Origin of the sequence: Hungatella hominis, assembly GCF_014288005.1 — a bacterium.
Taxonomy (GTDB): Bacteria; Bacillota; Clostridia; order Lachnospirales; family Lachnospiraceae; genus Hungatella; species Hungatella effluvii.
The window spans coordinates 17,340-43,401 of record NZ_JACOPB010000028.1 but is presented as its reverse complement, the minus strand read 5'-3'; the positions used below and the strand labels follow the sequence as shown (position 1 = coordinate 43,401).

Here is a 26,062-nt window from a genome sequence, read left to right as displayed (position 1 = left end):
GTAATTTTATTAGTATTTTTTTAAACAATTTAACAAATCGGGATTTGGAGGAAGAAATAATAATGCCAAGTTTAGAAGTGAACATAGAATATATCGAGCAACAAACAATATACGGATTATGGCAAAAGTCAAATGATAAAACAATTTCCAAAGATATAAAGGCTCTGTCTAAACAGTATCATGCCGTGGTTTCCATGCCGAAGGGGAAGGTGTTACCCTATTTTGTTCTGTCCAGAAATTACAATGAGCAAAGCCGCGATTTTGAATTGTTTATTGGTAGTGTGAATGACAAGAATAGTTTAGAAAGCTACGTCCTCCCAGCCAGCGAGTACGCCAAAATCACAGTAAAACCTAAATTGGGCTTTTTGTGGGGTGCTTCTATTGGAGAGGCAAAACAATATTTCTATACAAAATGGCTGCTCACAAGTTCCTTTGAAGCATTAAATTTGGAATATGAGTATCACACAGAAAGAAGTACGGAAAAGCAGCCGGCGATTGACATTATCTTTGCCATTCGACGCAAAGCTATCAATTAAAATTAGACCAATTATAATTTGTAGGGAAATTGAACATAGTGATTTTGCTCAATCGATATTTGAAAGGATAAAAGTAAAAATGATTTCTTCAATTTATAACAGACGAAGCACACGGTAATTCATAGATAAACCTATATCTCAAAAAGATATTATAGATATTATCCAAAGTGGAATAAAAGCCCCTTCTTCTAAAAATAGACAACCATGGAAGTTCGTTGTGATACAAGGAAATGCTAAGGAAAACATGATAAATGTTTTCAGGTTGGGAATCGGGAGAGAAGAAAACGATAGCGCATTGTTACCGCAAAGCAGACAACACATAGCTTCTGCAAAATACACTATTGATATTATGGCAGAAGCACCAACCATAGTCTTTGTTGTTAATTCACTGGGGAAAAGTATTATGGAAGAATTAACAACAGAAGAACGTGTTTATGAAATCTGTAATATTCAATCTATAAGTGCTGCTATACAAAATGTGCTTCTCGCCGCTACTGAGAAGGGAATAGGTAGTCTTTGGATATGTGATATTTATTTTGCATATCCAGAACTGTGTAAGTGGTTGAATAGTGACGGACAACTTATTGCAGCTATTGCATTTGGTTATCCAAATGAATTTCCTAAAGAAAGGCCACGCAAGAAGATTGATGATGTAGTGGAGTGGAGAAAGTAATTTGTCAGAATAATAACTTCCAGTTTGTTGAACTGAAAAATTTGAATTGATTTATCTGCAATGAATATGAAAACAAAAGGACAGAAACCATATGAAAACAACACAAAATTTAATGCGGGTGAAGGAGCTATTGCTTACCCCACCCACGTTTTCAGATAATAAGGCCCGACTGCAAACGAATCTGGATACTGATTTTCTCAAACTAATCGCCATTGTTTCAATGCTCATCGACCACATCGGCAGCGTCTTTTTCCCGGAGGTAAGGGTGCTGCGTTGGATCGGACGGCTGGCGTTTCCGATTTTCTGTTATTGCATGACAGTGGGCCTGCTATATACTCATGATATCAAGAAATATTTATTCCGTTTGGGAATATTTGCACTGATTTCTCAACCCTGTTATATCTTTGCCTTTCATCCGTATGACTTTTGGTCGCAGTTTACTAACTGGAATATCTTCTTTACTTTGTTTCTAAGCCTTTTGGCGATGTATGGATGGAAAGAACGCAAATGGTGGCTGTTCGCACTGACCTTTTTTGTGATTTCATGGTGGAACTTCGACTACTCCAGCAACGGAATTTTTTTGATGCTGGTGTTCTATCTCTGCCGCAACAATCCGGTAGTAGGGGCCATGTTCTATCTGCTGTTTACAGTTCCGCCAGCGCTTTTCGCCCGCCCCGGTGATTTTCGGAATCTCACCTTGGGTGGTCTTACATTTGATTGGACTTTTGCAATGGCCTTTGCCGCTTTGTTTATCTTCCCCTGTACCCATACAAACCTGAAGGTTCCACGTTGGTTATTCTATGCCTTTTATCCGATTCATTTGCTAATTATTGGCCTAGTTCGGCTGGTTCTCAAGGTATAATGTTAAGCTTTGCCAATTCATGTTTGTCGTGTTCTTTCAAACCTTATTTTCTTAACCTTTTAAATTAAGAAGCATGGTTTGCAAAACTCTATTTTGTAACCAGGTATTTGATGCCTATGGAGGAAACGCATATGGATATTCAGAAAATTATCAGTTTAGTAACAAAAACGCAAGGGCTAATTAAAAACCGTGAAATGGCCGCCCATGTAAAAGAGAAAGGTCTTGCAGATTATGTAACGCAGGTAGATATTGCCGTACAGAATTTCTTAAAAAAGGAACTGTTTGCCCTTGCGCCGGATATTCAATTCCTTGGAGAAGAAACCGGATTGCAGGAAATAAAAGCGGATAGCTTTTGGATTTTAGACCCTGTTGACGGGACGACAAACCTTATGCACGACTATCAGCACAGCGTTGTATCTTTAGCCCTTTGCCGCCAGGGGGAAATTATTATGGGAATTATATATGATCCCTTCCGCGATGAAGTGTTTTCTGCAATTAAGGGAAAGGGCAGCTTTCTAAATGGGCAGCCCATACATGTATCAAATGCAGAAAAACTATCCGACACAATGATTGGGCTGGGAACAGCAAAAAGAGAAGTGGCCGATGAAAATTTTGCCCGGTTTCGCAGGGTATTTGGTCAGTGCCAGGATGTACGCAGGATTGGCTCTGCCGCTCTGGAACTGGCATATACCGCCTGCGGCAGACAGGGAGGCTATTTCGAGATTTACCTAAATCTCTGGGACTATGCAGCCGGCATGCTTATGATTCAGGAAGCAGGAGGCAAGGTAACTGATTTTACAGGAGAACCGCTTGAACCGAAAAAGGGGAGCAGTGTGGTGGGAACAAATGGATTTATCCATACAGAACTGTTAAAGTTACTGTAAGCTATGTGTTCACTTGGGTACCCTGATGTAGGATAAGGTTAGCTTCTGGGTATCATCTTCTCGAAGCGAAAAATCAGAAGCCAGTCCAGAAAGTGGTGGAACTAACAATGTTCTATTCAATTCTCGGAAAATGCGGACTTAAATGTGGAGGCGGTTTACCCATTGCAAGAGCCGCGAACATCCTATCAGTCATGGCTAATGTAACTTTAGATAGGATAAAATTCTAACTGCTGGTAGTCAGGAGCTTTGTTGTGTGGAAACTATTCTGTCCTTAGGGAGGAGAATTATAATAGAGTACTGGAGTTCCTTTGAGTCTCATTTCCTTTGAGAATTTGAACAGATAGAGCCTTGTTGAAAATCCTATAGTATACTGACTAAAAAAATGTGAGCAGATGACTATTAGGATAATTTATTAAGCCTGAGCGAATTATGAGACCGTGTGTGCAGTTCAAAAGTTATGATGATTATCTAAAATTGGCTTATTAAAGAGCGGGCTGGTAATCTGCTTTTGGAGGCGTTATGAAAGGCTTTGAGAGACAAAACCAACTGCTATCCCTCTATGGATTGATTTGTAGGCTTTGCCTATGCTATTAATTAAGAATTGTCGGTATTTCTTACGGGTGTTGTAGTAAAGGCAGTGTATCAAAAACCAATATATTAGCTGATGGTCTGGACTCTTCAAGTACATTACCTCTTTATGGATGATGGACACTATTTTATTAAGTTAATATAGAACCGGAAATTAAACATAAACTATTATCCCTAAATATAAAGGTATATAACTTAGAGAAAGGAAGAGTAGCAAAGAGCCAAAGACTTAAAGAATGCGATATAGCAAAAAGCCAATATCAACAATTCTTTTTAAGGGGAACAGTACAAAGCTGTTCCTCTTTTGTTTTCAAAATAACAGTATACACCCTCATGAGCAGGGGAATATATAGGACAAAGGTTCGTGGCCCACCATAGTCTTTCTGAAAAGAGATAATTCTACATTCGGAGGGACTATGAAAGTGAAAAAGAAAGATAATATCAGATACCGTTTTACGGGATATGTATTAGCAGCTTTAAAACGTGCCAAGAGAGATTACATATGCCGTGAAATAAAAATAAGTAATCATGAAAGCCCGTTAGAGAAGCTGCTTCCAGAACCGTTGTGTGATATAACGGATAGTAAGCCATTTTTATGGGAAGAAACGGAGCAGATTCCACTGATACCGGATGAAGTTCGTCAGTATATGGAAAGCCAGATTGGTGAGTCAGGAGAAACGGCGCTTGAGGCTCTGACAGATATGGAAATTCTTGTAGTGTTTATGAAGGTTTTTAGACAGCTGACATATCAAGAGATCGGCAGGCATTTGGGCATGGACTATAAAAAGGCCGGCTCTGTTTTTAACTATGCGAAGAAAAAAATGAGGAAAGGATGGAAAATACGGAATGAATTTTAAAGAACTGTTAATGAAGGCTAAGCGGGGAGACAAGGAGGCAAGGGAGGAACTGTTTTTGATGTACCGTCCCATGGTGTTAAGCAGGTCCAGAATCAAAGGAATATTTTCAGAGGACTTATATCAGGAACTTTCTAAGACCTTTGTATCCTGTATTGAACAGTTTTCTATTGAGGGGACTGAAAACGAGCAAAAATAAGACTGAATTTCCTTCTTAATCCGCAGTTAACGACAGGAGGACCAGTAACTATGAGTCTTTAAGGAGACAGAGAGTAAGGGAATACAGCATGCAGAGGCAGGGGTATTCCCTTTTCCTTTAATAGTATTTATCTTTATGTATGCTGCTACATTTATTTCAAGGGTATCTGATACTTGTCCCTTAAGCAGCTTAATAGCAATAGGGGGAGTCAGGACCATAATAAAGACTAGACAAGCACTAAGAAGAATTATCTTTGTGCCTCTAAAACTTAGCTTTACACGCTCATTTTACGTGCAATACAAACAGGACGCCTGTCTGAATCGGCAGACAACTTAATGAGTCAGCGCTTTGGGGACTAGGAAAGCCGCCCAAAGGCGGCTCCTAGCTTTCAGCATTTTACAAAATAGTAGAACTCTATGTCATCTATCGTAATCCACACATATGGATTGCCCAATATGTCCCTTACACCGTTTACAACCTGTGTGAACGCTTCATGGAATTTTTCATAACTTTCCACTTCGACAGGATTCCATATAATTATAAAGTTAGCGGTCAAACCATCCAAATCAGGTCCTCGTTTATCCCCACAAAGGAAATAAGATTCGCTTAACCATGCATTTACATATATGCCTGTACTCGCATATACTTTTTTGGCGGCCTTTCCCCAAATCTTAACCAGGATGTTCTGAGTGACAATTTCCGGTATTAGTCCCGCAATGACAACGGTATATCGTTTTGTACGCATATGAATAACCTTTTTTATTAGTATATTCAGTAAACAAAGAAAAAGTTATTGGCTATGGTTTCGCAGCCAGTTTATGGCATTTGATGCGTAAAGTGCACTGCCTAGGGAAAGAATCTCCTCATTAAATACAACGTGGTCATTATGCATCGGTTTGCCGAATAGCGGATTTTCCTCTGGGGTTCCGGCGCCTATTAACATATAGCAGCATGGCCGCTCATAAGTATAAGAGGCGAAATCCTCTGACCCCATACCGCCTTGTGTAAACAATTCTATTTTATAAGGCTCATAGCATTCCTTCATGTAGCTGGCAAGCTCCTTGACCATTTCACTGTCATTTTGCAGCGGTGGTGCGGAAGCAATTTCTTTCACACAAGCTTGTCCGCGAAAGAGAGAAGCTGTCTGAATGGAGATTTCTTCAATTCTGTCAAAGATATATTTGGATATCTTGCAATCCATTGCACGGATGGTTCCCTCCAGAATCACATCTTCAGGGATGATATTTGGAGCTTCGCCGGCAGAAAACCTGCCAACGGTAAGTGCGGCAGGTTGGGTGGGAGCAATTTCTCTTGCAATGATTTCCTGGAGAGACAGATAAACATGGGCCGCAATATTGATGGGGTCAACTCCGGTTTCCGGCATTGCACCATGGCAGCCAGTACCTTTTATATGGATCTGAAATAAAGTACACCCAGCCATGCAGGTGCCTGAACCACACATAACTGTTCCAGATGGAATGCCGGAAACAACATGGAAAGCAATGCCTGCATCTACATGGGGATTTTCCAAAACACCGGCCTTAAGCAATGCCTTTGCTCCGGTGAATCCCTCTTCGTCAGGTTGAAATATCAGTTTGACGGTTCCAACCAGATCCTGCTGGTATTGTTTTAATAATTTAGCTGCGCCCAGAAGCATAGTTGTGTGCATATCGTGTCCACATGCATGCATATAGCCATTTTCAGAGGCAAATGGAACGGGAGCAGTTTCTTTAATCGGAAGAGCATCCATATCAGCGCGAAGAAGGATTGTTTTGCCGGGCTGCTTTCCAGATATAGTGGCAATAACAGCACTTTCGCATATTTTCTGAGGACAATATCCATACTCTTCCAATTTACTAAAAACAAATGATTGGGTTCGTGGTAAGATAGAACCTATTTCAGGATATTGATGTAATGTTCGTCTGATTGATATAAGTTCTGGGGTTAGCTGTTTTGCAGACTCAAAAATTGATTTCATATTAATATCCTCCGGGTTAATATTGACTGAATTTTAAGAGTATGAAAATGGTTTGTTTCACATGTTTCTGTTTATGAAGTATATCATAAAAAGTGAAAAGAATGTGAAGTCATATGATAAATAAACAATGAATTAAAAAAGAAAGTGTCTGGAATAGTATGTATGAATAGCACGAGTTGTATGCGAGTTGGAGCCGTATTCAGCAGAACATATAAATAAAGGTAGTAACTGGGAATGATAACAAGGAGGAAGGGATGATAGAATGCTGCATATAAATGCGGATGATTACAAGAAAAGTAAATATTGTTCGTTTGACGTTGGAGGGATAGGAGGATTTATATCAGGAATTGTACAAGACCTTTCTAAACTACATTGATAAGTTTCTGATTGATGTCACCGAAAAAGGACCAAAAAGAGACTGATTTGCGTCCTGACATGAATTGACATGCGATTTTCAATCTTTTATAATGATATCATCGGATTTGAAAATCTGGATAGAGAAAGCAGCTGGTTCGCCGGCTGCTTTTTCTGACTCAAAAAACAAGAAAGGTGGTATATGCATGAGGGAAGACAGTGAAGGTCGTCTGGCAGAGGAGGTGCAGGAGAGGGAAAAGCGTGTACATGTCCAGCCAATGGGAATCCTTACCGTAGATGCTTCCGGAGCAGCGGCAAGGCAGGAGAGCGGGGATATAACCTGGCATGAGATGGTGAATGCCTACCGCACAAAGAAAATCCTGTCTGGAGGATTAAGTGGTATCGAGCGCCTGGATGGCGGATGGGTAGTAGCAGTCGTCTACTATAAAGATTACCGTGTATTAATCCCCATGGAAGAAATGATGATTAACTTGGAGGGAGACGGAAGAGAAAATTCCAATACGTTAAACCGCCAGACCCGTCTTGCTAACAACATGCTGGGCGCAGAACTGGATTTTATAATCCGGGAGATGGAAGAAAAGTCAAGGAGCGTGGTTGCGTCCAGAAAAGAGGCGATGCTTCGTAAACGCCAGCAGTTTTACCTGGGACAACAGGAGGGCCCCCCTATGATTGTGCCTGGCCGTGTTGTGGAAGCGCGAGTTATTGCCGTGGCACAGAAAGCGGTCCGGTTAGAGGTCTTTGGCGTGGAATGCTCCTTAAAAGCGAGGGATATGTCCTGGGAATGGATGGCAGATGCCAATGAGAAATTCTCTATTGGGGATGTTGTCAGCGTGATGATGAAGAAGATATCCGGAGATTCGATTGAGAATCTGAAGGTAGAGGTAAGTGCCAAAGAGGCAAAGACCAATGTCAACAAGGAAAATTTAATGCGCCTGCGCCGCCAGGGAAAATATGTAGGAAAAATAACAGATGTATTTAAGGGCACCTATTTTATCCAACTGGACTGCAGGGTCAATGCGGTGGCACATTCCTGTAATACAGCCAGCCTTCCGGGGCAGGGAGATGAGGTCGGCTTTTTGGTAACCAGAATTAACGATGAGCGGGAAGTGGCAGAGGGGATTATCACAAGAATTATTAAAAGAAAATAGGAATTTTGTACCTGAGACAGTACCAGATGCTGTCTTTTTTATTTGCACAAATATGAAAGGAGTTTTGATATGCTGAAAGGAATTGTGAAATGGTTTGATGTACGGAAGGGATTTGGATTTATTACAGATGAGGACAACATTGATTATTTTGTCCATTATTCCGAAATCCATGGAGATGGTTTTAAACGGCTGAAGGAGGGGCAGAAAGTGAACTTTGAGCCAGGGGAGGATGACAGGAAACGAAGTGTTGCATTATCAGTGACGGTGGAGGAGCAGGAATGAATTGGCGAATCAGGATGAAAAAGCGGCATGCCTTGTTTGTTTTGGTTGCCACCTGTTCTGCTATCAGCTATCTATTTGGCTTTATAGCCCATGCGGAGACAGTCAGAGGTGAGGAGGGGAGGTTTGAGACAGGAGATACACTGGAGGTTGAGACTGGCCTCGGTGATGGATACAGCACATTGGGATTCACCTGTCTGGATACGGATTACCGGGGTGGATATCTGTTTGTGTCGGATGAGGTCATTCCCTACTCTCTGTGTGTCCGTTATGCGGCTTCCAATAACGATTATACCTACTCAGATGTCAGGACATGGCTTAACCAGCAGTTTGCTGATACCTTGTCAGTATCAGGGGACCTGCTCCCCGTAAAACTTTCAGAGACTGGGGATTCCATATCAGACCGGGTTTTCTGCCTGTCTGTTGATGAAGTAAAGAACCCTGACTACAAAGCGATTACCAGAAAAATCTGGACACCGCAAAGAGGAATGCGCTACTACTGGACCAGGTCGCCTAGAGAGAACACGACAAACCAGGCCTATATGGTGCAATACAACGGACACATTGCTTCCAGCCGGGTATCATTAACAGAAGCCGGGGTCCGCCCGGCCTTTGTCATACAGAAGGGAGAACCAGATAATACACAGGGCAGAATCTGGTATACCGGGGATACGATGGAACGGTCAATTGCCGGGAAATCATATACCTTCCGCTGTATTGATCCAGATTACTGTGATGCCGGAAGTAACCGGAATGGAGCGCTGTTTCTCTGTGACACCATTATTGGTGGAAGCGAAAGCCTTTTTGACGGGAGGGCAAATGCCTGGGAAGCGTCTGATTTAAGGGCATGGCTAAACCAGGAATTGGAGGATAGGGAAAATCTTGCGGAAACGGTTACAACCTGCCCGTTTACCTATGCGGGAAAAAGTAATAATTACCAGATTTCAGCCCGGAGCTTTACAAAGCGCAGCCGCCCGGGACTTAAAGTCACGGACCAGATTTTCTGCCTTTCATTGGAAGAAGCACTCCGGTATTCGGATATTTTATGGAGGCTTGGTGGTGCAGAAGAGAATAATTTTATAAATGCAGGAACCTTCACGACGGGCTATTGGCTGCGTACACCTACGGCCGGCGACGGAACGAAGGGTTATGCTGTTACCTATGACGGCCGGGTGGCACCGGAGGATGTAACCAATAAAAAAATCGGTATCCGTCCGGCGTTTGTGGTAGTTCAGGAATAAAAATTTGCACATAGGGAATTTTCTGAGAAAAAGGAGAACAAGATGAAGAAAAAGATGAAGAAGGGGCAGGCAGTTCTATCTGCATGGACCTTGATTGCAGCGATGGGGTTAACTCCAGTTCTTTCTGTATCATATCCAAACGGTATCGCTACCGTTTATGCAAAGGAGGCCGTTAACGAGGCGGTAGAAGAAGCCGGTACAGCTCCAATGGCCAGTCCGTCAGAAGCTAGGCGGGAGAAAGAAAAAGACAGCGCAGAAGGGGAAATGGCGCAAGCAGGTATCACCCAGACTGACCAGAAGGCGGACCAGGATGCAGGAACTTCAGATTTAGAGGACAAAACAGAAGCAAAAGCGGAGGAAGAGGAAAACGAGGCAGGAACGGAGGAAATCAAAACCAAGGAACCAGAGGCAGGGGCAGCAGAAGTCATTACAGATAAAGATGAGCTGATTCCGGCTACTCCTTCCAATGCTACTCCTTCCAATGCCATGTTTTACAAAGGTGCCTTGAATATTTGGGGCGGTATGGAAATGAGTGACCATTTTGATGGAGAGGGAACCGAGGAAGAACCTTACGAGATTAACTCGGATAAGGATTTGAAACTCCTGGCGTATCATGTTGCCAATGAGGAAGTGGACGGTTATGAGGGGTACTATTTTGCTTTGACACGGGACATATCCCTAAGCGATACTGCCTCCTGGCTGCCGATTGGATATTTTACAGAAGCCGGGGACAGCGAACCGAAACCATTTAAGGGGAATTTTAACGGACAGGGATACCGCGTGTATAACCTGAAAATCAGTGATACGACTCAGGATTATGCCGGGCTGTTCGGCAGTGTCCATGGAGCGGTGATTGAAAATCTGACGGTGGACGGACAGGTGAATGCTCACAGTAAGGCGGCACTTCTGGTTGGAGAGACGAACGACAGCACCATAAGTAATTGCAGCTCCAGAGGACAGGTGCGTGGCGTAGGTGTCATCGGTGGGATTGTTGGGGAAGCATATGACAGCGTGATTTTGGAGTGTACCAATACAGCTGGAGTCTTGGGGGGAACCGATGCAGACGGCGTAAATGATGCTTACGCTGGAGGAATCTGCGGCTCTGCCCAATCCTCCTTTATGAGTGACTGCACCAGTGATACCACAGATAGCTACAGCGCTCTTTACTCAGAAGGATATGTAGGCGGAATTGCAGGAAATATCTACGAAACGGAAATATATAATACATATGTGGAAGGTAAGGTTGGCAGCACGTCAGCGGATTATATCGGTGGTCTGGTGGGAAGGATGCAGAGCGGCCAGCTTAAGAATGGCCGGTTTGCAGGGACCATTGGAGCATCTACTTCAACGACATTAAAGACAGCGGGACTCTTTGTGGGATATATTGAAGGTGGGACCATTGATTTAGGAGATGACCTCGCCTATCTCTATACGGATAGTGAGGACAAGTACTCATTAAATCCCTTTGGAAATAAATTAACACCGCAAATTCGGCTGGAACATCACATCGGGGCATATTATTCCAACCAGCGGGATTTTTCCCTTTACCAGATGGGAAGTTTTATAAAGCAGACAAACCGTTATTTTTATGAGGAACTGGAAACGGGAGTTTTGGAAATTGGAAAAGAGAATATCCATCACTATGCTCCCAGTAAGACGGGAGATCCGGTCAGGGGGTATTTGATTACAATTCCGGCTGTGGACCATGGTACACTCTCTGTGCTGGAATCCCAGAATAATTTTGCAAAAGAAATCAACTGGGCAAACCCGGGAGCCGTAGCGAAGGGAGCCAAAGTCCTGGTGTATACAAGTCCTTTAAATGAAACGGAGTCAGAGCCCCCTGTATATTATGAATTGGTGCCGGATTCCCTGTCCTGGACAACCGACGATTTTGACAAAGAGGAAATCATACATACCAATGGGGCTGAAACCTCCTTTACCATGCCGGAAGGAAACATTACCCTGTCTGCTAAATACCGGGCAATGACTAATGGTGTTATCCTGGATAAGACGGAGCTGACGTTTGAGATAGAACAGATACGCAGCGGTTCCCGTTGGAATCCGCAGATAGGCTGGAAGGTTACTGATCCGCAGAAACTGACGGCTACCGTAATACCGGATACGGCGGCAAACAAGAACATCATTTGGAATGTGAAAGATACGGATGGCTCATCTACCGATGTCATCCATGTTACAGAAAATGGGGAGGTATCGGTCAACCAGTCGGCAAAGTGGATTCAGGAGCTGATACAAGCCGGTGTGGCCAATCAGGAATTATATCCGTCCAAAAAGATAACAACAGAGGGAACCAACTATGCGTCTGTTACGGTAACCACAGAAGCCGGGCAGAAGCGTTCCAGTGCATTTGTTACGGTGAATTTCAAGATTACTGACGATACGGTTGTCCCGGTATCAGATGTTAAGCTCGACCAGTCTGAACTGGCATTTGAGATTGTCAGGACATTAGAAGGGGACCGTTTGGATCCTACAGAACGTTATTCCGTCACACCTTCAAAGCGTCTTTATGAAACGATTACTCCGGAATATGCGGACAACAAAAATGTGAAATGGTCTGTAGGTGATGCGGATATGCTCCGGATTGATTCAGAGGGTATTGTGAGTGCCAAAGAGAATGCAAAGTGGATTTTAGATTTAATCAGGGCAGAAGAAGAGAGAAATAAAGAGCACCCTTACGCAAAAAAGGAAGCGTCTGGTACCCGTTCCAATTATGTGACGGTTACAACGGAAGATGGAGGAAAACAGTCGGTATGTGCAGTGAATCTTTCCTTCCGTACCGATGACCAGACCATAGCACATGTAGCATCTGTAGCCTTAGATAAAAGCGAACTTAAGTTCAGCATAGAGAAGGTGATGACCGGCAGCCGGGCCAACCCGTCTGTTTCCTATCAGGTGACGGATGCCCAGCAGCTTACTGCTTTCGTGATGCCAGAAGAGGCGGAGAATAAGGAGGTAAGCTGGAACTCGGTGAATGAAGCAGTGGTATCCGTATCAGGTAATGGTCTGGTGACAGTTTTGCCGGAGGCAGCATGGATAAAAGCCCTTGAGAAGGTCGATGCAGATAATCTTGCAAGAGACAAGTATTATGTATCCACGGCGGCGGGAACAATGGAAACCAGTATTCAGGTGCTTACCTTGGATGGGCAGAAGTCCGCAGAGTGCAAAGTCATTGTAGCGTTTAAAACAACAGATCAGACACAGCGGCCATCAAGCGGTTCATCGGGTGGAAGTTCCTCCGGTGGTGGTGGAGGCGGTTCCAGCCGCTCTGTCATAGGAAGTGCTATGAGTCCAAACTCTGACAGTGCTGGAACCTGGATTCAGGATAGTACCGGCTGGTGGTATCAGAATAAAGATGGAAGCTATCCGGCTGCCTGCTGGCAGCTGCTTACCTATAATGGGACAAGTGAGTGGTACCATTTTGATGAGAAAGGATATATGCAGACCGGATGGTTTACAGATACAGACGGGAACCGCTATTACCTCCATGCCGTTTCAGACGGGACCAGAGGACGTATGTATACCGGCTGGAACCTGATTGACGGAGTGTGGTACTATTTTAACCCCACATCAGACGGAACCAAGGGCTCTTTATTTATGAACCGCCAGACGCCAGACGGATACCGGGTAGATGCGTCCGGGGCTTGGGTAGAGTAGTTGGTAAAATTGTATATGGAAGGAAAGGTGTGGAGAGAGTATCTTCATGCCTTTTCTTTTGTAGCCATTTTATGAAGTTATTGGGCGCTGGAAGGGATGCCTTTGAGGTAATTCCTTAAAAAAAAGTTCAGAAATGCCCTCGACATAGATTCCAGAGACTTTGTATGCTATGGATAGAAGGAGGTGCTTATAATGAGAAAAAGTACAGGTTGGAAGCTGGCATTCATATTCCTGGCAGTTACCCTAAACCCGATGTCGGCGTATGCAGGAACATGGAAGAATACTTCAACCGGCTGTCAATACCAGAAAGATGATGGAAATTATGCGAGGGCGGAATGGATAATAGAGAATGGAACATCGTATTATCTGAATCAGAATGGAATTATGGCTGTAAATACTACTACACCAGACGGATACCTGGTGGCAGCAGACGGCAGTTGGGTGCCCGAACAGCAGTCGCTTGGCGGCTATGTCCGAACCCCGTATGATAACCGGCCTTATTATTACGATCCAGAATGGCAGGTATATATCTTTGATGAAGATACGGACTATGCGTGGGTGAATGACACACGGGTATTGGCTGCGGTCAGGGGAATTATCCCTGCATCGGAGCTGTCAGAAAAGAACCAGGTAGTTTATGAGGAGGTGTGCAGGTTTCTGACTGGTTTTGACTATGGCGCCAGTGATTATGAAAAGGCGACCAGGATTTATGATGAGATTACATTACGTGCGACCTACAACCGGGGAAAATATACACAGGCAGATGATGAGGTCTACAGCATTCTGGTGAATGGGACTGGCAAGTGTGTTGGGTTTGCCAGGGCCTATAAACTTTTGGCTAATGCAGTAGGGCTTAAGTGCGCGCTTCGGGAGGATTACGTGCACATGTGGAATGCCGTATATATAGATGGTCAGGCAAAAAGCATTGATGTATCTTCAACGAGAACGGATGCGTGTTTTTATCTGGATGTAGTGGAACTCAAATGTCCGTTCTGCGATTACAGAAATGTATTCGGATTAAGGGAGGTTTGCCACCCTTGTCCAAACTGCAAAGCGCAGCTGTATAATCCTGATATGAATTAAATAGCCTAAGTCAAACCGGCACAGCAATGTTAGTCTGTGCCGGTTTTTTGGAAATGAGGAAAAATATGATACGACACGATAGCTTTTTCAAAAGACTGAAGCGTGGTGGCTCGCTGTTTTTAGCGGTGTTACTTGCGGTTCAGTCCTTTTTTAATGTTGGATTTGGTATTATTTCAGCAGATGCATCGGAGGGAGAAAACAGAGGAAGTACGTTTGCCTATTATGGCTCCCAGAATCTTTTAAAAGAGGGAGCAAGTTTTCCCTTTTATGGAAAAAACCATAATCGGGTTGGCCTTTGGCCATATGGGATTACCAATGTAGAAGGCGGCCATTCAGCACCTGGATACTGCCTGGAACCGAATAAGTCCATGCGTTCGGGCACTCCGGGAACGATTGTAACATATGACCTTGATACGGATGGTGACAACCTGCCCCTTGGGCTGACAAGAGAGGATGCAGAAATTTTATGGTACGCCCTCTCATCATCAGGTAATTTTGAAGGAGGCATTTCGGGAAATGGGAAAATCGGCCAGGGACATTATATTTTGGGTCAGGCAGCTACCTGGGCCATTATGTCAGGAAATTGGAATGGGTTAGATGATTTCCGTAGTCAGATGGAAGTCCTAATCGAGAACCTGAAAGATCCTATGCTTGCGATATTGACAAGAGGAGCATCGGAACAATTTTTTAAACAGGTTAATGGAGCCGTGGAGGAAGGAGCCGTTCCACCCTTTGCATCTAAATTTCAAAGCCAGGCGCCGGTACATAAAATGAAAGAAAACGGGGATGGGACCTATAGTATTACATTGGAGTTTGACGGTGATGATTGGAGGCAGTCCACGCTTGTTTATGATTTGCCAGAAGGGTGGAATGTGTCTCTGGAACATGGCAGAATCACATTTACATGTACGACAGGTAATCCCGATATTGGCCTTGTGAGGGGACATTTTCAGGATGGCTCCCTGGGGGCTCAATACTGGGTTAAGCCAAATAGCTTTAAAATCTGGTATCCGGATGGTTGGAACGAGAGCAGTGCAGTAGATGGGAAACAGGCCATGATTACAATGGCAGGGAAACAGGAATCGTGGGAGGTTTGGCTGTCTTTTGGAAAAAGTACAACACACCGCGGGGAAGGAGACTATGAAATTCCATATACCCAGTACCTTCATGAGGAGACCTTTAAGCGGGATTATGTCATTGAACTGGAAAAGCAGTGTTCCGAGACAGGGAAAACTTTGGAAAACTCCACCTTTGAAGTATTAGAAAAGTTTGAGTTTTCGCAGCTTGACGGGACAAATCTGGAAAAAGACCAGTTTATGAAAATGGTGCCCACATCAGAAGGGAAATTTGAAGATTTAGCTGTGTGCGATATGGGGCTTGGTACAGATGCCAATGGACATTTTTCGCATTCGGATAAAAAGCTTTATAAATATGAGAAGACTTATTGTGGGGGACACCCAGATCCAGTCATTCATTATGTGGATGGTGACTCTGACTCGGCCGATGAAGAAAATGAACGCCGGAAGAAGAAAGCCTGGGATGCCTGGCAGGAGTGCGTGGACTGGTGTGAGGAAAATTGTGATTTCCATTCCATCGATGAGGGCGTTGCCAGAGACTTAATGGAGGAGGACCGGGATGAGGCATGGAATACCTATATTCACCTGAAGCGTATTTACACAGTCAGGGAAACAGACGCCAGAACCGGATATATCCTTCATGACCTGCACAATGATGATGTCTCCATTGAAATTGTTGAATTTTCATCTTCTCAGTCAGAAGGAGAGGGTGCCATTACCGGCTATTACCCTGGCAATCGGGCAGTTTCGGTTCGAGAGATGGAGGATGTGCCGCAGTTGTCAAAATCGGAGAAGGTTACAGATATTGTTCAGGCGGGAATGTCAGATGAAGGGAATCAAACCAATGATTCAGTTACCGGACAGGGAAAAATACCTGAGGATAAAGGGAATGAACAAGAGCCTGCTACTAAGGAACATGAGAACACAAAGAAACATGAATCGGAATCTTCCGGTGACACAGCAGAGAACGGCGAGGAAGGGGAGAAGGAGGTGGAGGCCGGGTCAGAGGAAACAGCAGATACAACAGAAATAAAAGAGTCTGATGAGGCATCCCAGCCATCAATGGAAAACAGAGAGGAAACAGATGAAGAGGCTAGTCCTGAAGCTGAAACGCAGGATTCTGGAAATGAAGCTGAATCAGTGGAAGAAGAGACCATAACAGATGACCTTCCTACCGTAGCAACCAGATCCCAGATAGGGATAGAAAAGGACGTGGCCACACCGTCAAATGCGTCCACCTATTTGGTTTCACGCCCGGCCTCTATAAAAGTTGGAACAGGCGGGCACTGGGAATGGGATGGTGTCCAGGAAGACAGTGAAGTGGCACCGATTGAGCAAGGCAGCTATCCGTCCGGGTACATTGGTTACGCTTATCTGGTGAAGGATCACAGGACAGAAGGAGAGCTGCATATTAATAAGCGGGATAAAGAAATTTTTGAGCTGGAAGAGGACAGCTATGGAAAAGCCCAAGCAGATGCAACCTTAGAAGGCGCTGTATATGGACTATATGCGGCAGAGGACATCAGGCATCCAGATGGGAAAACCGGTGTTGTATTTTCTGCGGGGGAGTTGGTATCCATTGCCACAACGGATAAAAATGGTGATGCTTCATTCTTAACCATAACAGAAGTATCAGAAACCTCAAGAGAGGTACCGAATCTCTATACGAATAATGAAGTGCGGAATGGAAATGGCTGGATTGGACGTCCGCTTATTTTAGGCAGTTATTATATAGAAGAAATCTCACGCTCTGAAGGTTATGAACGTTCTGTAACCGGCAAGAACTTATCTGAGAGCAATCGAATAGGAAAGCCTATTGTCTTAACCGCGTCAGGGAGTGCCTATACAGATGGATTTACCCATAGTATTAATGAATGGTTTGAGGATTCCTATGATTTTACGGTTAAATATTATAAAACAAAGGGTTTCGATATTCTGCTTTCCGGTCTCCCGGAGCGTGTCAAGGCATATGAGGTGACAAGAAAAGAGACTGCATCACAGGAGCAGGTGATAACCGGAACAGAGCGCGTAGAGAAAAAAGATGCGCAGGGAAATATCCTGTACCGGACTGCCGAGGGTGGAGAATACAAGTTAGACGAAACCGGGAATAAGATTATAAAATCAGATGATAGCGGCAATCCGGTGTTGTCTGACCGGGCGCTCACCCAAACGGTTTCGGCAGTGAACCGATTAAATGATTATATCTCATCCATTGAGCGGGAGGAACCGTCCGATTTGGATATGGAAGAATCAGAAGATATTGACGAGGATTATATTTTGTGGGAGACATCATCGGCTCTTGCTCTTTCGGGGTATAAGAGTGGGCTGTCTGATTACCCGTTTAAAAAACTCAAATTATTTGGAAAGACAAATGGGAAGATGATAGATGAGATTCTGACCTTCTGCTCCTCGGAAAGTTTTTGGGATGCATATGATGTAGATGCAGTATATGAAGAGGCGGGAACCTGGTATGCAAGAATTCGTTATGGATATAAAGCATTGGCGAACCAGCCAGCCATTTATGAAAGCGGCAGTGGTCTTTTAGTAATCCGAAAGGAATATGAGGGCGGGTTTTATTATGCAGTCTATGAAGAGGGACAGTATGATATGGATGGTTACCGCTTCACAGTAGAGAAAAAGGAACTGGACCTGGAGGCTTTGGGGCAAGACGAAATTCTGTTAAAGACGGTTTATGCACCTGTCTATGAGACCTATGCGGCTGGGGAGTTCATATTGGATAGTGAAGGACAGAAAATCCCGCAGATGGAGGCGGTTCCAATCTATACCAGCCAGGAGGTGGTTTCCTATGAGGAAATTCTGACCCCTGTAAAGACAACCGCAGTGGAGGGTCAGGTGAGCATCCATGTGGATACGGACGAGGAATTTACAGAGGGGGAAAAACATGAGAGAACTTACCGGGTAGTGACAGAACAGAAAATAACAGAATATACAGCAACCGTGAACGTCATGACGACCAAACCTGCACAGAAGAGTGGCTCTTATCTAAAGTTCCCTGTATTATTCTATCCGGGCCAGTATGAAATCTATGAAGATAACGGCACACGGAAAGAGCCGGTTATTATGCTGGAGCGGGTGATTAAGCAGGCAATCGAGGTGAAAAAGGATATTGCTCTGGACTCCTATGAGCATAATACCTATGAGATTCACCGTGACCCGTTTACCGTTCTTTTTGGAGGGTATAACGGAACACAGGAGACGAAGACGCTTCCCGGCTTTTTCTTTAAACTGTATCTGCGTTCTGATTTAGAGAAAACAGACAAGCTTATGAAAAAGGAAGATGGCAGTTATGACTATGTAACATTTTTCAAGGAAAATCCCGATGCTGCGTTTGAGCTTGCAATTGAGTGGGATTTGGAAAAGTATGATGCAGACGGGGATATGACAACCGTACATGCAAACCGGGGCGGCGGGAAGGACGACTACTGGGGACAAAGCAGGATGCTTCCTTACGGTACATATGTTTTGGTGGAGCAGCAGCCAACAGGCATCCCACAAAAACATTATGAGATTGATGCGCCTCAGGAGGTAGAGATTCCTTTTGTTCCACAGATAGATGCCGATGGTACAGTACATGATAAAATCCCATCTAAGGAATATCTTTACGACTCTGCCATGACACCGGAGGAATTGACTGAGCGTTATCAGATTCGATTTAATGAAGAAACCCATATCATATATGCGCATAATAATGACGGCGATTTTGAAGTGTTTAAGTATGGTCTGGAGCCGGACAGCAGAAGGGATTGCCAGAATGAGACAGTAGCGAGGTATTATCATTACGGCTCTATCAGCGAGGATGCTGGAAGTGCAGACCAGGTGTATTATGAAACTTATTACGACCGGGATGGAACGATAGCGGATTATGGTGTAACAATGAATGGAGTGGTTACCATGACCGGAAAGTCTACTGCCGTGGACCGGATGTACGCGAAAGCACTTGTACCCTGGAGTGTGTTAGATCCCAGATATGGAGAAGTAATCAACGATGACGGCGATATCGGAAACCGGGAAGCTGGCCTGGAGACAGATGGAACCTTTAATTTTATTTCCTTTGCAGTCAAGGATTTTGAGAATGAGTTTTACAGCTCCAGACTCAGGATTGAGAAATTGGATTCTGAAACTGGAGAAAATATTCTGCATGAAGGAGCGCTCTTTAAGATTTATGCAGCCAAAAGGGACGTGATTGGAAATGGTGCTTCCGGTGTGACAGGAAGCGGGGATATCCTGTTTGATGAGGAGGGAACGCCTCTCTATGAGGAACGTGAACAAATTTTCATGCAGGACGACACCGGAGCGGAAGTAGGGGTTTTTAAGGCTTACACCACAATCCGGGACGGAGAAGTTGAAGGAGAGGACGGAAGCCTGCATACAGAGAAGCAGTGCGTGGGGTATCTGGAAACGTATCAGCCGTTAGGCGCCGGCGCTTATGTTCTGGTGGAGGTAGAGGCACCGGATGGATATGTGAAGTCGAAACCTATTGCATTTACGGTATATAGCGACAAGGTGGAATATTATGAAGACGGCAATCAGGAGAAAAGGACGCAGGCGGTAAAATACCAGTACATGCGTCCCATTGGCGCTGACGGGAAAACCGTTGTAGAGGATATGCACCAGATTATTGTAAAGAATGCACCTACACATATAGAAATACATAAGCTGGAAAACCGTGCGGATGCCGTCACATACCGTGTAGAGGGAGATGAAAAGCAGCTAAAAAACCGCGGGGACGTGGATTTACAGTATAAACCCAATGGGGAATTTGCCGGGTTTGGTTATGTGACAAAACGCCTTGAAAACGGTCAGGAGAAGATATATGTGGAGAATGCAACACTGACATTGTATGAGGGGGTGGAAGTAAAGCAGACTGGGGAACACGAGTATGAGAAAGTCAAGGTGAAGAGAAATCTATTTGGCTCAGTAATAGGAATCCAGGCGTATGATACCGGCGTGGGTACCGATATAAGACAGACTGGGACAAACGCAGCAGGGCAGGCGGAGTGGGATATTACGGAAGAGGATAATCCACCCGTGGACATATGGTATTTTGACTTAAAATATGATCCCACAGAACTTGATGAACAGACCGGCATCCTCTATGGACTGGATGACTGGGGGAACCGTCTCTGTATGTTGGATTCAGAAACAGGTATGGCTTATGTGACAGATAAAACCGGCGCAGTGATTGTCTGGCCGCTTGATGAAAATGGGGATAAAATCATTTCCCAATCCGTAGAAGTATATACCAACGGGGAAGGAAATTCATCTATCAACATGGATTTGCAGCCAGTACCAGATGAAAACGGGCTTCCTATCTATTATAAGGATGGCGGTGTTACATGGATTGAGAATGAATGGGTGACGGACCATGGTGCCTGTGAAATTGCAAGAGTAAGGCAGGGCGCCTATATCCTGGAGGAGACAGCTGCCCCGTTGTCAGACGGTTATGTACAGTCCGCAGCAGTCGGTGTGATTGTCCATGATGTAAGCGAGAAGCAGTCCTATGTGATGGAGGATGATTACACAAAGATTGAGGTATCAAAGCTTGATATGACTTCCAGAAAAGAGATTGAGGGCGCGGTTTTAACACTCTACGAAGCATACCGCGTCTATGATGATTCCGACCGGGGGTGGCATTTGGAAATTCTCCGGGATATGGAGGACAAACCGATTGTAGCGGAACGATGGGTGTCAGAAGGAAACGTTCCACACTGGATTGACCATATCATGCCGGGAGATTATATTCTTCAGGAAACAAGAGTACCAACAAAGGCCGGCTATGTGACGGCGGAGGATGTGGAAGTCACCATATTGGAAACCGGTGAAGTACAAGGCTATGTAATGGAAGATGATCATACAGCGGTAGAGGTTTTAAAGCTGGACTCCCGGACCGGGGCTGTGATGGATAATCTTCACCGGGCCACACTGGCTTTATACGAAGCCCAGGTAGATGAGAATGGGGAAGTGCAGTATAGAGATGATGGAACCATACTCTATCATCAGGAAAAGAAGGTGTATGAATGGCAGACAGATGATGGAAGTGATGTGAGAAAAACGGCCCATCAGGTTACCATACCGGGTGGACACAGCTACACGGCCTATGATTATGAGATAGAGCAGGTTCCGGGAACCAGTCAGGCGGTTTGCTATATCACGGAGACAGGAGCCATGCGTTTTGAGTATCTTCCTGTGGGGAAATATGTGTTGGTAGAAGAGCAGGCTCCTTACGGCTATACAGTGGCAGCACCGGTTTATGTACCAGTCCTTGATGTGGGTTCTAAGGAACGGGTGCAGACCATTACCATGACAGACGAACCGATTCAGGTACTCCTGACAAAAGTGAATGTGACAGGTGGAAAAGAAATTTCCGGAGCCACAGTTGCCGTCTACCGTGCAAAGGAAGATGGTACACTTGCCAAACACCAAATGAAAGACAAAAACGGGAATCTGTTGTATGTAACCGATACGGACGGCAATCTGTTGCAGGATGAAGATGGGAACCATATTCCGGCTATGGAGTACGAAGAGGCGTATCTGGTGGAACGCTGGATTTCCGGCTCAGACGGAACATACACGAAGCGGGACCAGAAAGAAGGCAGGATACCGGAAGGTTATGAAATCGGGGATTTAAGGCTTCATGAGTTAAGTCAGCCAGCCGCAGGGAATTACTATTTTGTTGAGGAACAGTCTCCCTTTGGATATGTGAGGGCTGCAGAACTGTCGTTTGCGATTGTTGATACACTGGATATTCAAAAGATTGAACTGGTAAATGAACTGATTCTGGGCCAGGTTGAGATTATCAAGACCGATAAAAGGAATCCGGAACAAGTTTTATCAGGTGCAAGGTTCCGATTGTCCAATCTGGATACCAATGTGGCGACCATTCTGATAACGGATTCCGATGGTCGGGCAGTCAGCTCCCCGGTCCCCATTGGAGGGATAGGAACGGATGGGGCGGTAAGCCTCTATCATTTCCGGATACAGGAAGTGGAAGCGCCTGACGGTTATCTGCTTGACCCGACAGTCCACGACTTCCAGTTTAATATAAAGACAGACCAGTACCAGACGCTCACCTATCAGTATGAAGCAGCGGATAGCCCTAATAGGGTTATCATTTCTAAAAAGCAGCTTACAACAAAGGAGGAACTGCCGGGCGCCAGCTTAGAGGTCCGCAGAGTCACAGAGATGGTTGACAAGGACGGAACGGTTATACGGATTGACGGAGATGTGATTGAAAGCTGGATTTCCACGGAGGTCCCGCACGAACTGGAATGCCTGACAGAGGGAATGTATGTCCTAATCGAGACACGGGCACCGGAAGGATATATAGAAGCAGAGAAAGTGTACTTTACAATATCCGGGAACATGACAGTGGATGACATCCCTATGGTGGAGATGTTTGATGATGACACCAAGATTGAAATCAGAAAGGTGGACAGTGAAACCGGAAATCCTTTAAAGTGTGCGAAGATGCAGCTGATTTTGGAAGCGTCCGGGGAAATCATTAAGGAATGGATTACAGATGAAACCGGAGCGATTCAGTTCTTCGGTCTCCCGGCAGGCGTGTACTTAGTGAAAGAGGTAGAGGCTCCGGAAGGATACCAGATACCGGAAGGTCCCATGCGGATTACCGTGACCAAAGATTATAAGCAACAGACGTTTGTAATGGAGAACCGGATGACCGAATTGATGATTGACAAACTGGACGAGGAGACCAGGGAACCGGTAACAGGAGCAGTGCTGCAGCTTACAGATGGGGAAGGAAATCAGGTGGCGAAATGGGTTACCACTGGGGAACCGGAACTAATCCGCGGCTTAAAGGCAGGCTGGTATATACTGGAGGAAATCCTGGCGGCAGACGGCTATCTGCTTTTAAAGGAACCAGTGAGAATCGAGATTACGGAGAAAGCAGGAATACAAACCGTTACCATTACAAACCGGAAACTTGAAGTGGAAGTGACAAAAACAGATAAAGAGACCGGAGAAAACCTGGTGGGAGCAAGACTTCAGTTGATTCGAGATGCCGATGGCATGGTATTGAAAGAATGGGTAAGCGGGAAGATACCTGAAATTTTTAAAGGACTTTCTGTCGGAGAATATACAATCAGGGAATTGACGGCCCCAGAGGGCTATGCAGTAACAGGGCGTTTAAACTTTTGCGTGAGCGGAACCGAGGAAAAGCAGGAGATTAACCTGGTAAATGAGAAGATTGTGGTGGAACTCCAGAAGACGGACACCTTGGAAGGCAGCCCAGTGGAAGGGGCGGTTCTTCAGCTTCTAAAGGCTGCGGGGACAAACGAGGAGACTGTAATGAAAGAATGGGTGTCAGGAAAGGAGCCGCTTATTTTAACAGGAATACCGTCTGGTATCTATACAATAAGGGAAACACAGGCACCGGAAGGATATGTCCCAATGGAGGATATGAAAATTGAGATTCTTCCTAATCAGACCATGCAGCATTTTGATATTAAAAACCAGCCAATCCAGATAGAGATAGGAAAGGTTAGCGGAGAAACAGGAAAACTGCTGGGCGGCGCTGTTCTTCAACTGGTAAGAGATTCGGACGGTACAGTAATCCGGAAATGGACATCCAGGGACGGTGAGGCTGAACACTTTAAAAACCTTGCGGGCGGTACGTATATAATACGTGAGGTGAAGGCTCCCTCCGGCTATGAGAAAATGGAGCCGCAGGAAATAGAAATAAAAGATGTTGAGGCGATACAGGAATTTGTGGTCAAGAACTATAAAATCACCCATTCAGGTGGCGGCGGTGGCAGCACTCCGAATCACCCGAGACCCTCAGCGGAGTATATGGAACTGTTTAAGATTGATGGAAGAACTGGCCAGAAGCTTGCAGGGGCAAAGATTACCGTTTACAATCCAGACGGCAGTGTCTATGCGGAAGGATTTACAAATGCAGCAGGAATATTCCGGTTTAAGAAACCTTTAAAAGGAGCCTATACATTTAAAGAGACGGAGGCACCAGAGGGATACTATCTAAATGAGGTACTGCATGCGTTTGCAGTAACTGAAGATGGGACCATAGAAGGGGATACGACTATGGAAAACTACAGTAAAACAGAAATGATAATCTCTAAAGTGGATGTAACAACAGCAGAGGAACTGCCTGGCGCCGAGATCGAGGTCACAGACCAGGACGGAAACCATATCTTCTCCGGCATTAGTGATGAAAAGGGAAAAGTATATTTTCCGGTCCCGTCTCCGGGGGAATATCATTTCAGGGAACTGACAGCACCGGAAGGGTATGACAGAAACGAGACGGTCTTTTCATTCACGGTGTTTGAGGACGGCAGTATAATTGGCGACAATACCATTACCGATCAGAAACATTACGGAACAATCACGGCCAATTATGAGACAAATAGAAGGGGAGAGGGTGATTTGACGGTCGGTGAACTTAATCATGCACCAAAGACAGGAGATACCAGCTATTTTGTAGGGGTGTTCATGGCATGGCTTGCATCCGTAGTCAGCCTGTTAATTGTTTCCCTCTCAAAGTGGAGAAAAAAACAAAAGAAATCAAAAACAGGGATAAAGGCTGGCATGTTTCTATTGTTGGCAATAATGGTAGTTAGTACGCCAGTGATGGAGTCTCAGGCAGCGGAAGATGTAATTGAAAATATATATGAGGAACACCAGTATACAACGGAAAACCCCGATTCTAATGAAGCAGAAAAGCTGTTTGAAAAAGAAATTGAGAGAGACGGAAAAAAATACCGTCTCTCAGAAATCCGGACAGAAGTGCTGGAAGAACAGGGGAAAAGGAGTTCTGGAAATTCTTTTGAAATCGCAACAAGCCCGTTTCTTGATGGAAAAGTGGAGGTTAGGCCGAAAGAACAGATAACCCGGAATGGAATTACTTATCATTTGGTAAAATCCCAGAAGGAAGCAGCCGTTATACGGGCTCATGAGGTACCGGTAAGTAAGGAAGTCTTATATGAAGCAGTGGAAGCCAAGGACATGATACCGTCAAAAATCAAGATGACGGTAACAGATGAGAAAACCGGGCAGATGATGGAGACTATTGCAAAAATTTCTGGCCAGACATTTGGCGGGGAGCGCCTGGACGATACATTTTCCTTTTCAGCTGTGTTCCATGAATATGGGCTGGACGGCTATTGGATTGGGGACCAGGTTTTTAAACTGAGTGGGACTGAACCAGACTTTACGGGATATGAAGGGCAGCTCCTTTCTCTGATTGAGGCTGATGCTGAGCATTATACCATAGAAGCAGCAAGGTGGGATGGGGAAGCTTACACAGATGAAGCGGGTATCCTATGCCGTAGGGTTGTTATAACTGGTACCAAGAAGGTGAGTGACTGCACAGTGATGTATGAGGGAAGTGCCTATTTTCCGGAGGAGGAAGGCGTACGCCTGATTTCTACCTATGATAGCGGGGAAGAAGGGGTAGAGCAATACACCATGAAAGCAACGGGGGTTTACATACCTAAAAAGAACCATGGAGCAGCGGTCGCCACTGTGATTGGTGTTACCAGTGTCGTTGCAGGTACTGCAGGATATACCTATTATCGGAAAAAGAAGCATAATCAAAACGTATAAGCAAAGAGGGGAGGA

Annotated in this window: 14 protein-coding genes; 12 read left to right on the top strand and 2 right to left on the bottom strand. The window is 44.8% G+C overall.

Translation table 11 applies throughout. The features are described from left to right. Positions 1-62 precede the first annotated feature (62 nt). From H8S75_RS30305 to H8S75_RS30280, 6 genes are all read left to right on the top strand, one after another. Positions 63-536 (top strand): GyrI-like domain-containing protein, encoded by a 474-nt coding sequence (locus H8S75_RS30305; protein WP_187024673.1) that lies wholly within the window; start codon positions 63-65, stop codon positions 534-536. A gap of 121 nt (positions 537-657) precedes the next feature. Beyond that, positions 658-1,209 (top strand): nitroreductase family protein, encoded by a 552-nt coding sequence (locus H8S75_RS30300; protein ID WP_349769015.1) that lies wholly within the window; start codon positions 658-660, stop codon positions 1,207-1,209. Between the two features lie 91 nt (positions 1,210-1,300). After that, positions 1,301-2,071, top strand: coding sequence for a TraX family protein (locus H8S75_RS30295; protein ID WP_187024672.1), 771 nt, complete (start codon positions 1,301-1,303; stop codon positions 2,069-2,071). A gap of 131 nt (positions 2,072-2,202) precedes the next feature. Further along, positions 2,203-2,955 (top strand): inositol monophosphatase family protein, encoded by a 753-nt coding sequence (locus H8S75_RS30290; RefSeq protein ID WP_187024671.1) that lies wholly within the window; start codon positions 2,203-2,205, stop codon positions 2,953-2,955. Between the two features lie 1,004 nt (positions 2,956-3,959). Then, entirely contained in the window at positions 3,960-4,400 is a 441-nt protein-coding gene (locus H8S75_RS30285; RefSeq protein WP_187024670.1) for a sigma-70 family RNA polymerase sigma factor, read from the top strand. After that, a complete protein-coding gene (locus H8S75_RS30280) occupies positions 4,390-4,596 on the top strand; it encodes a helix-turn-helix domain-containing protein (protein ID WP_055654191.1) in 207 nt (68 codons plus the stop codon). The genes H8S75_RS30285 and H8S75_RS30280 overlap by 11 nt, the downstream gene beginning before the upstream one ends. Positions 4,597-4,984: 388 nt before the next feature. Here the strand turns inward: H8S75_RS30280 and H8S75_RS30275 are convergent, their stop codons facing one another. After that, a complete protein-coding gene (locus tag H8S75_RS30275; RefSeq protein WP_002602364.1) occupies positions 4,985-5,341 on the bottom strand; it encodes a hypothetical protein in 357 nt (118 codons plus the stop codon). Positions 5,342-5,386: 45 nt separating this feature from the next. Beyond that, complete coding sequence (locus H8S75_RS30270) at positions 5,387-6,574, bottom strand: M20 metallopeptidase family protein (RefSeq protein ID WP_187024669.1); 1,188 nt, start codon at positions 6,572-6,574, stop codon at positions 5,387-5,389. Positions 6,575-7,134: 560 nt separating this feature from the next. On the opposite strand from H8S75_RS30270, the gene H8S75_RS30265 reads away from it, so the two are divergent. From H8S75_RS30265 to H8S75_RS30240, 6 genes are all read left to right on the top strand, one after another. Then, on the top strand, positions 7,135-8,097 hold the full coding sequence (locus H8S75_RS30265) for a S1 RNA-binding domain-containing protein (protein ID WP_070102369.1): 963 nt from the start codon (positions 7,135-7,137) through the stop codon (positions 8,095-8,097). Positions 8,098-8,166: 69 nt separating this feature from the next. Continuing rightward, positions 8,167-8,379 (top strand): cold-shock protein, encoded by a 213-nt coding sequence (locus H8S75_RS30260; protein ID WP_002591407.1) that lies wholly within the window; start codon positions 8,167-8,169, stop codon positions 8,377-8,379. Beyond that, on the top strand, positions 8,376-9,617 hold the full coding sequence (locus H8S75_RS30255) for a DUF6273 domain-containing protein (RefSeq protein ID WP_187024668.1): 1,242 nt from the start codon (positions 8,376-8,378) through the stop codon (positions 9,615-9,617). The genes H8S75_RS30260 and H8S75_RS30255 overlap by 4 nt, the downstream gene beginning before the upstream one ends. 42 nt (positions 9,618-9,659) lie before the next feature. Beyond that, complete coding sequence (locus H8S75_RS30250; protein ID WP_187024667.1) at positions 9,660-13,289, top strand: Ig-like domain-containing protein; 3,630 nt, start codon at positions 9,660-9,662, stop codon at positions 13,287-13,289. Between the two features lie 192 nt (positions 13,290-13,481). After that, the gene (locus H8S75_RS30245) at positions 13,482-14,372 is read left to right on the top strand and encodes a transglutaminase domain-containing protein (RefSeq protein WP_187024666.1); all 891 of its coding nucleotides are present in this window, start codon (positions 13,482-13,484) and stop codon (positions 14,370-14,372) included. 65 nt (positions 14,373-14,437) lie between these two features. After that, positions 14,438-26,047, top strand: coding sequence for a SpaA isopeptide-forming pilin-related protein (locus H8S75_RS30240; protein WP_187024665.1), 11,610 nt, complete (start codon positions 14,438-14,440; stop codon positions 26,045-26,047). Positions 26,048-26,062: the final 15 nt, after the last annotated feature.

Bases quoted from the DNA above. Each gene is read 5' to 3' on its own strand.
- H8S75_RS30285 (WP_187024670.1), top strand. From the start codon at position 3,960: ATGAAAGTGAAAAAGAAAGATAATATCAGATACCGTTTTACGGGATAT.
- H8S75_RS30290 (WP_187024671.1), top strand. From the start codon at position 2,203: ATGGATATTCAGAAAATTATCAGTTTAGTAACAAAAACGCAAGGGCTA.
- H8S75_RS30295 (WP_187024672.1), top strand. From the start codon at position 1,301: ATGAAAACAACACAAAATTTAATGCGGGTGAAGGAGCTATTGCTTACC.
- H8S75_RS30260 (WP_002591407.1), top strand. From the start codon at position 8,167: ATGCTGAAAGGAATTGTGAAATGGTTTGATGTACGGAAGGGATTTGGA.
- H8S75_RS30240 (WP_187024665.1), top strand. From the start codon at position 14,438: ATGATACGACACGATAGCTTTTTCAAAAGACTGAAGCGTGGTGGCTCG.
- H8S75_RS30275 (WP_002602364.1), bottom strand. From the start codon at position 5,341: ATGCGTACAAAACGATATACCGTTGTCATTGCGGGACTAATACCGGAA.
- H8S75_RS30265 (WP_070102369.1), top strand. From the start codon at position 7,135: ATGAGGGAAGACAGTGAAGGTCGTCTGGCAGAGGAGGTGCAGGAGAGG.
- H8S75_RS30250 (WP_187024667.1), top strand. From the start codon at position 9,660: ATGAAGAAAAAGATGAAGAAGGGGCAGGCAGTTCTATCTGCATGGACC.
- H8S75_RS30245 (WP_187024666.1), top strand. From the start codon at position 13,482: ATGAGAAAAAGTACAGGTTGGAAGCTGGCATTCATATTCCTGGCAGTT.
- H8S75_RS30280 (WP_055654191.1), top strand. From the start codon at position 4,390: ATGAATTTTAAAGAACTGTTAATGAAGGCTAAGCGGGGAGACAAGGAG.
- H8S75_RS30270 (WP_187024669.1), bottom strand. From the start codon at position 6,574: ATGAAATCAATTTTTGAGTCTGCAAAACAGCTAACCCCAGAACTTATA.
- H8S75_RS30305 (WP_187024673.1), top strand. From the start codon at position 63: ATGCCAAGTTTAGAAGTGAACATAGAATATATCGAGCAACAAACAATA.
- H8S75_RS30255 (WP_187024668.1), top strand. From the start codon at position 8,376: ATGAATTGGCGAATCAGGATGAAAAAGCGGCATGCCTTGTTTGTTTTG.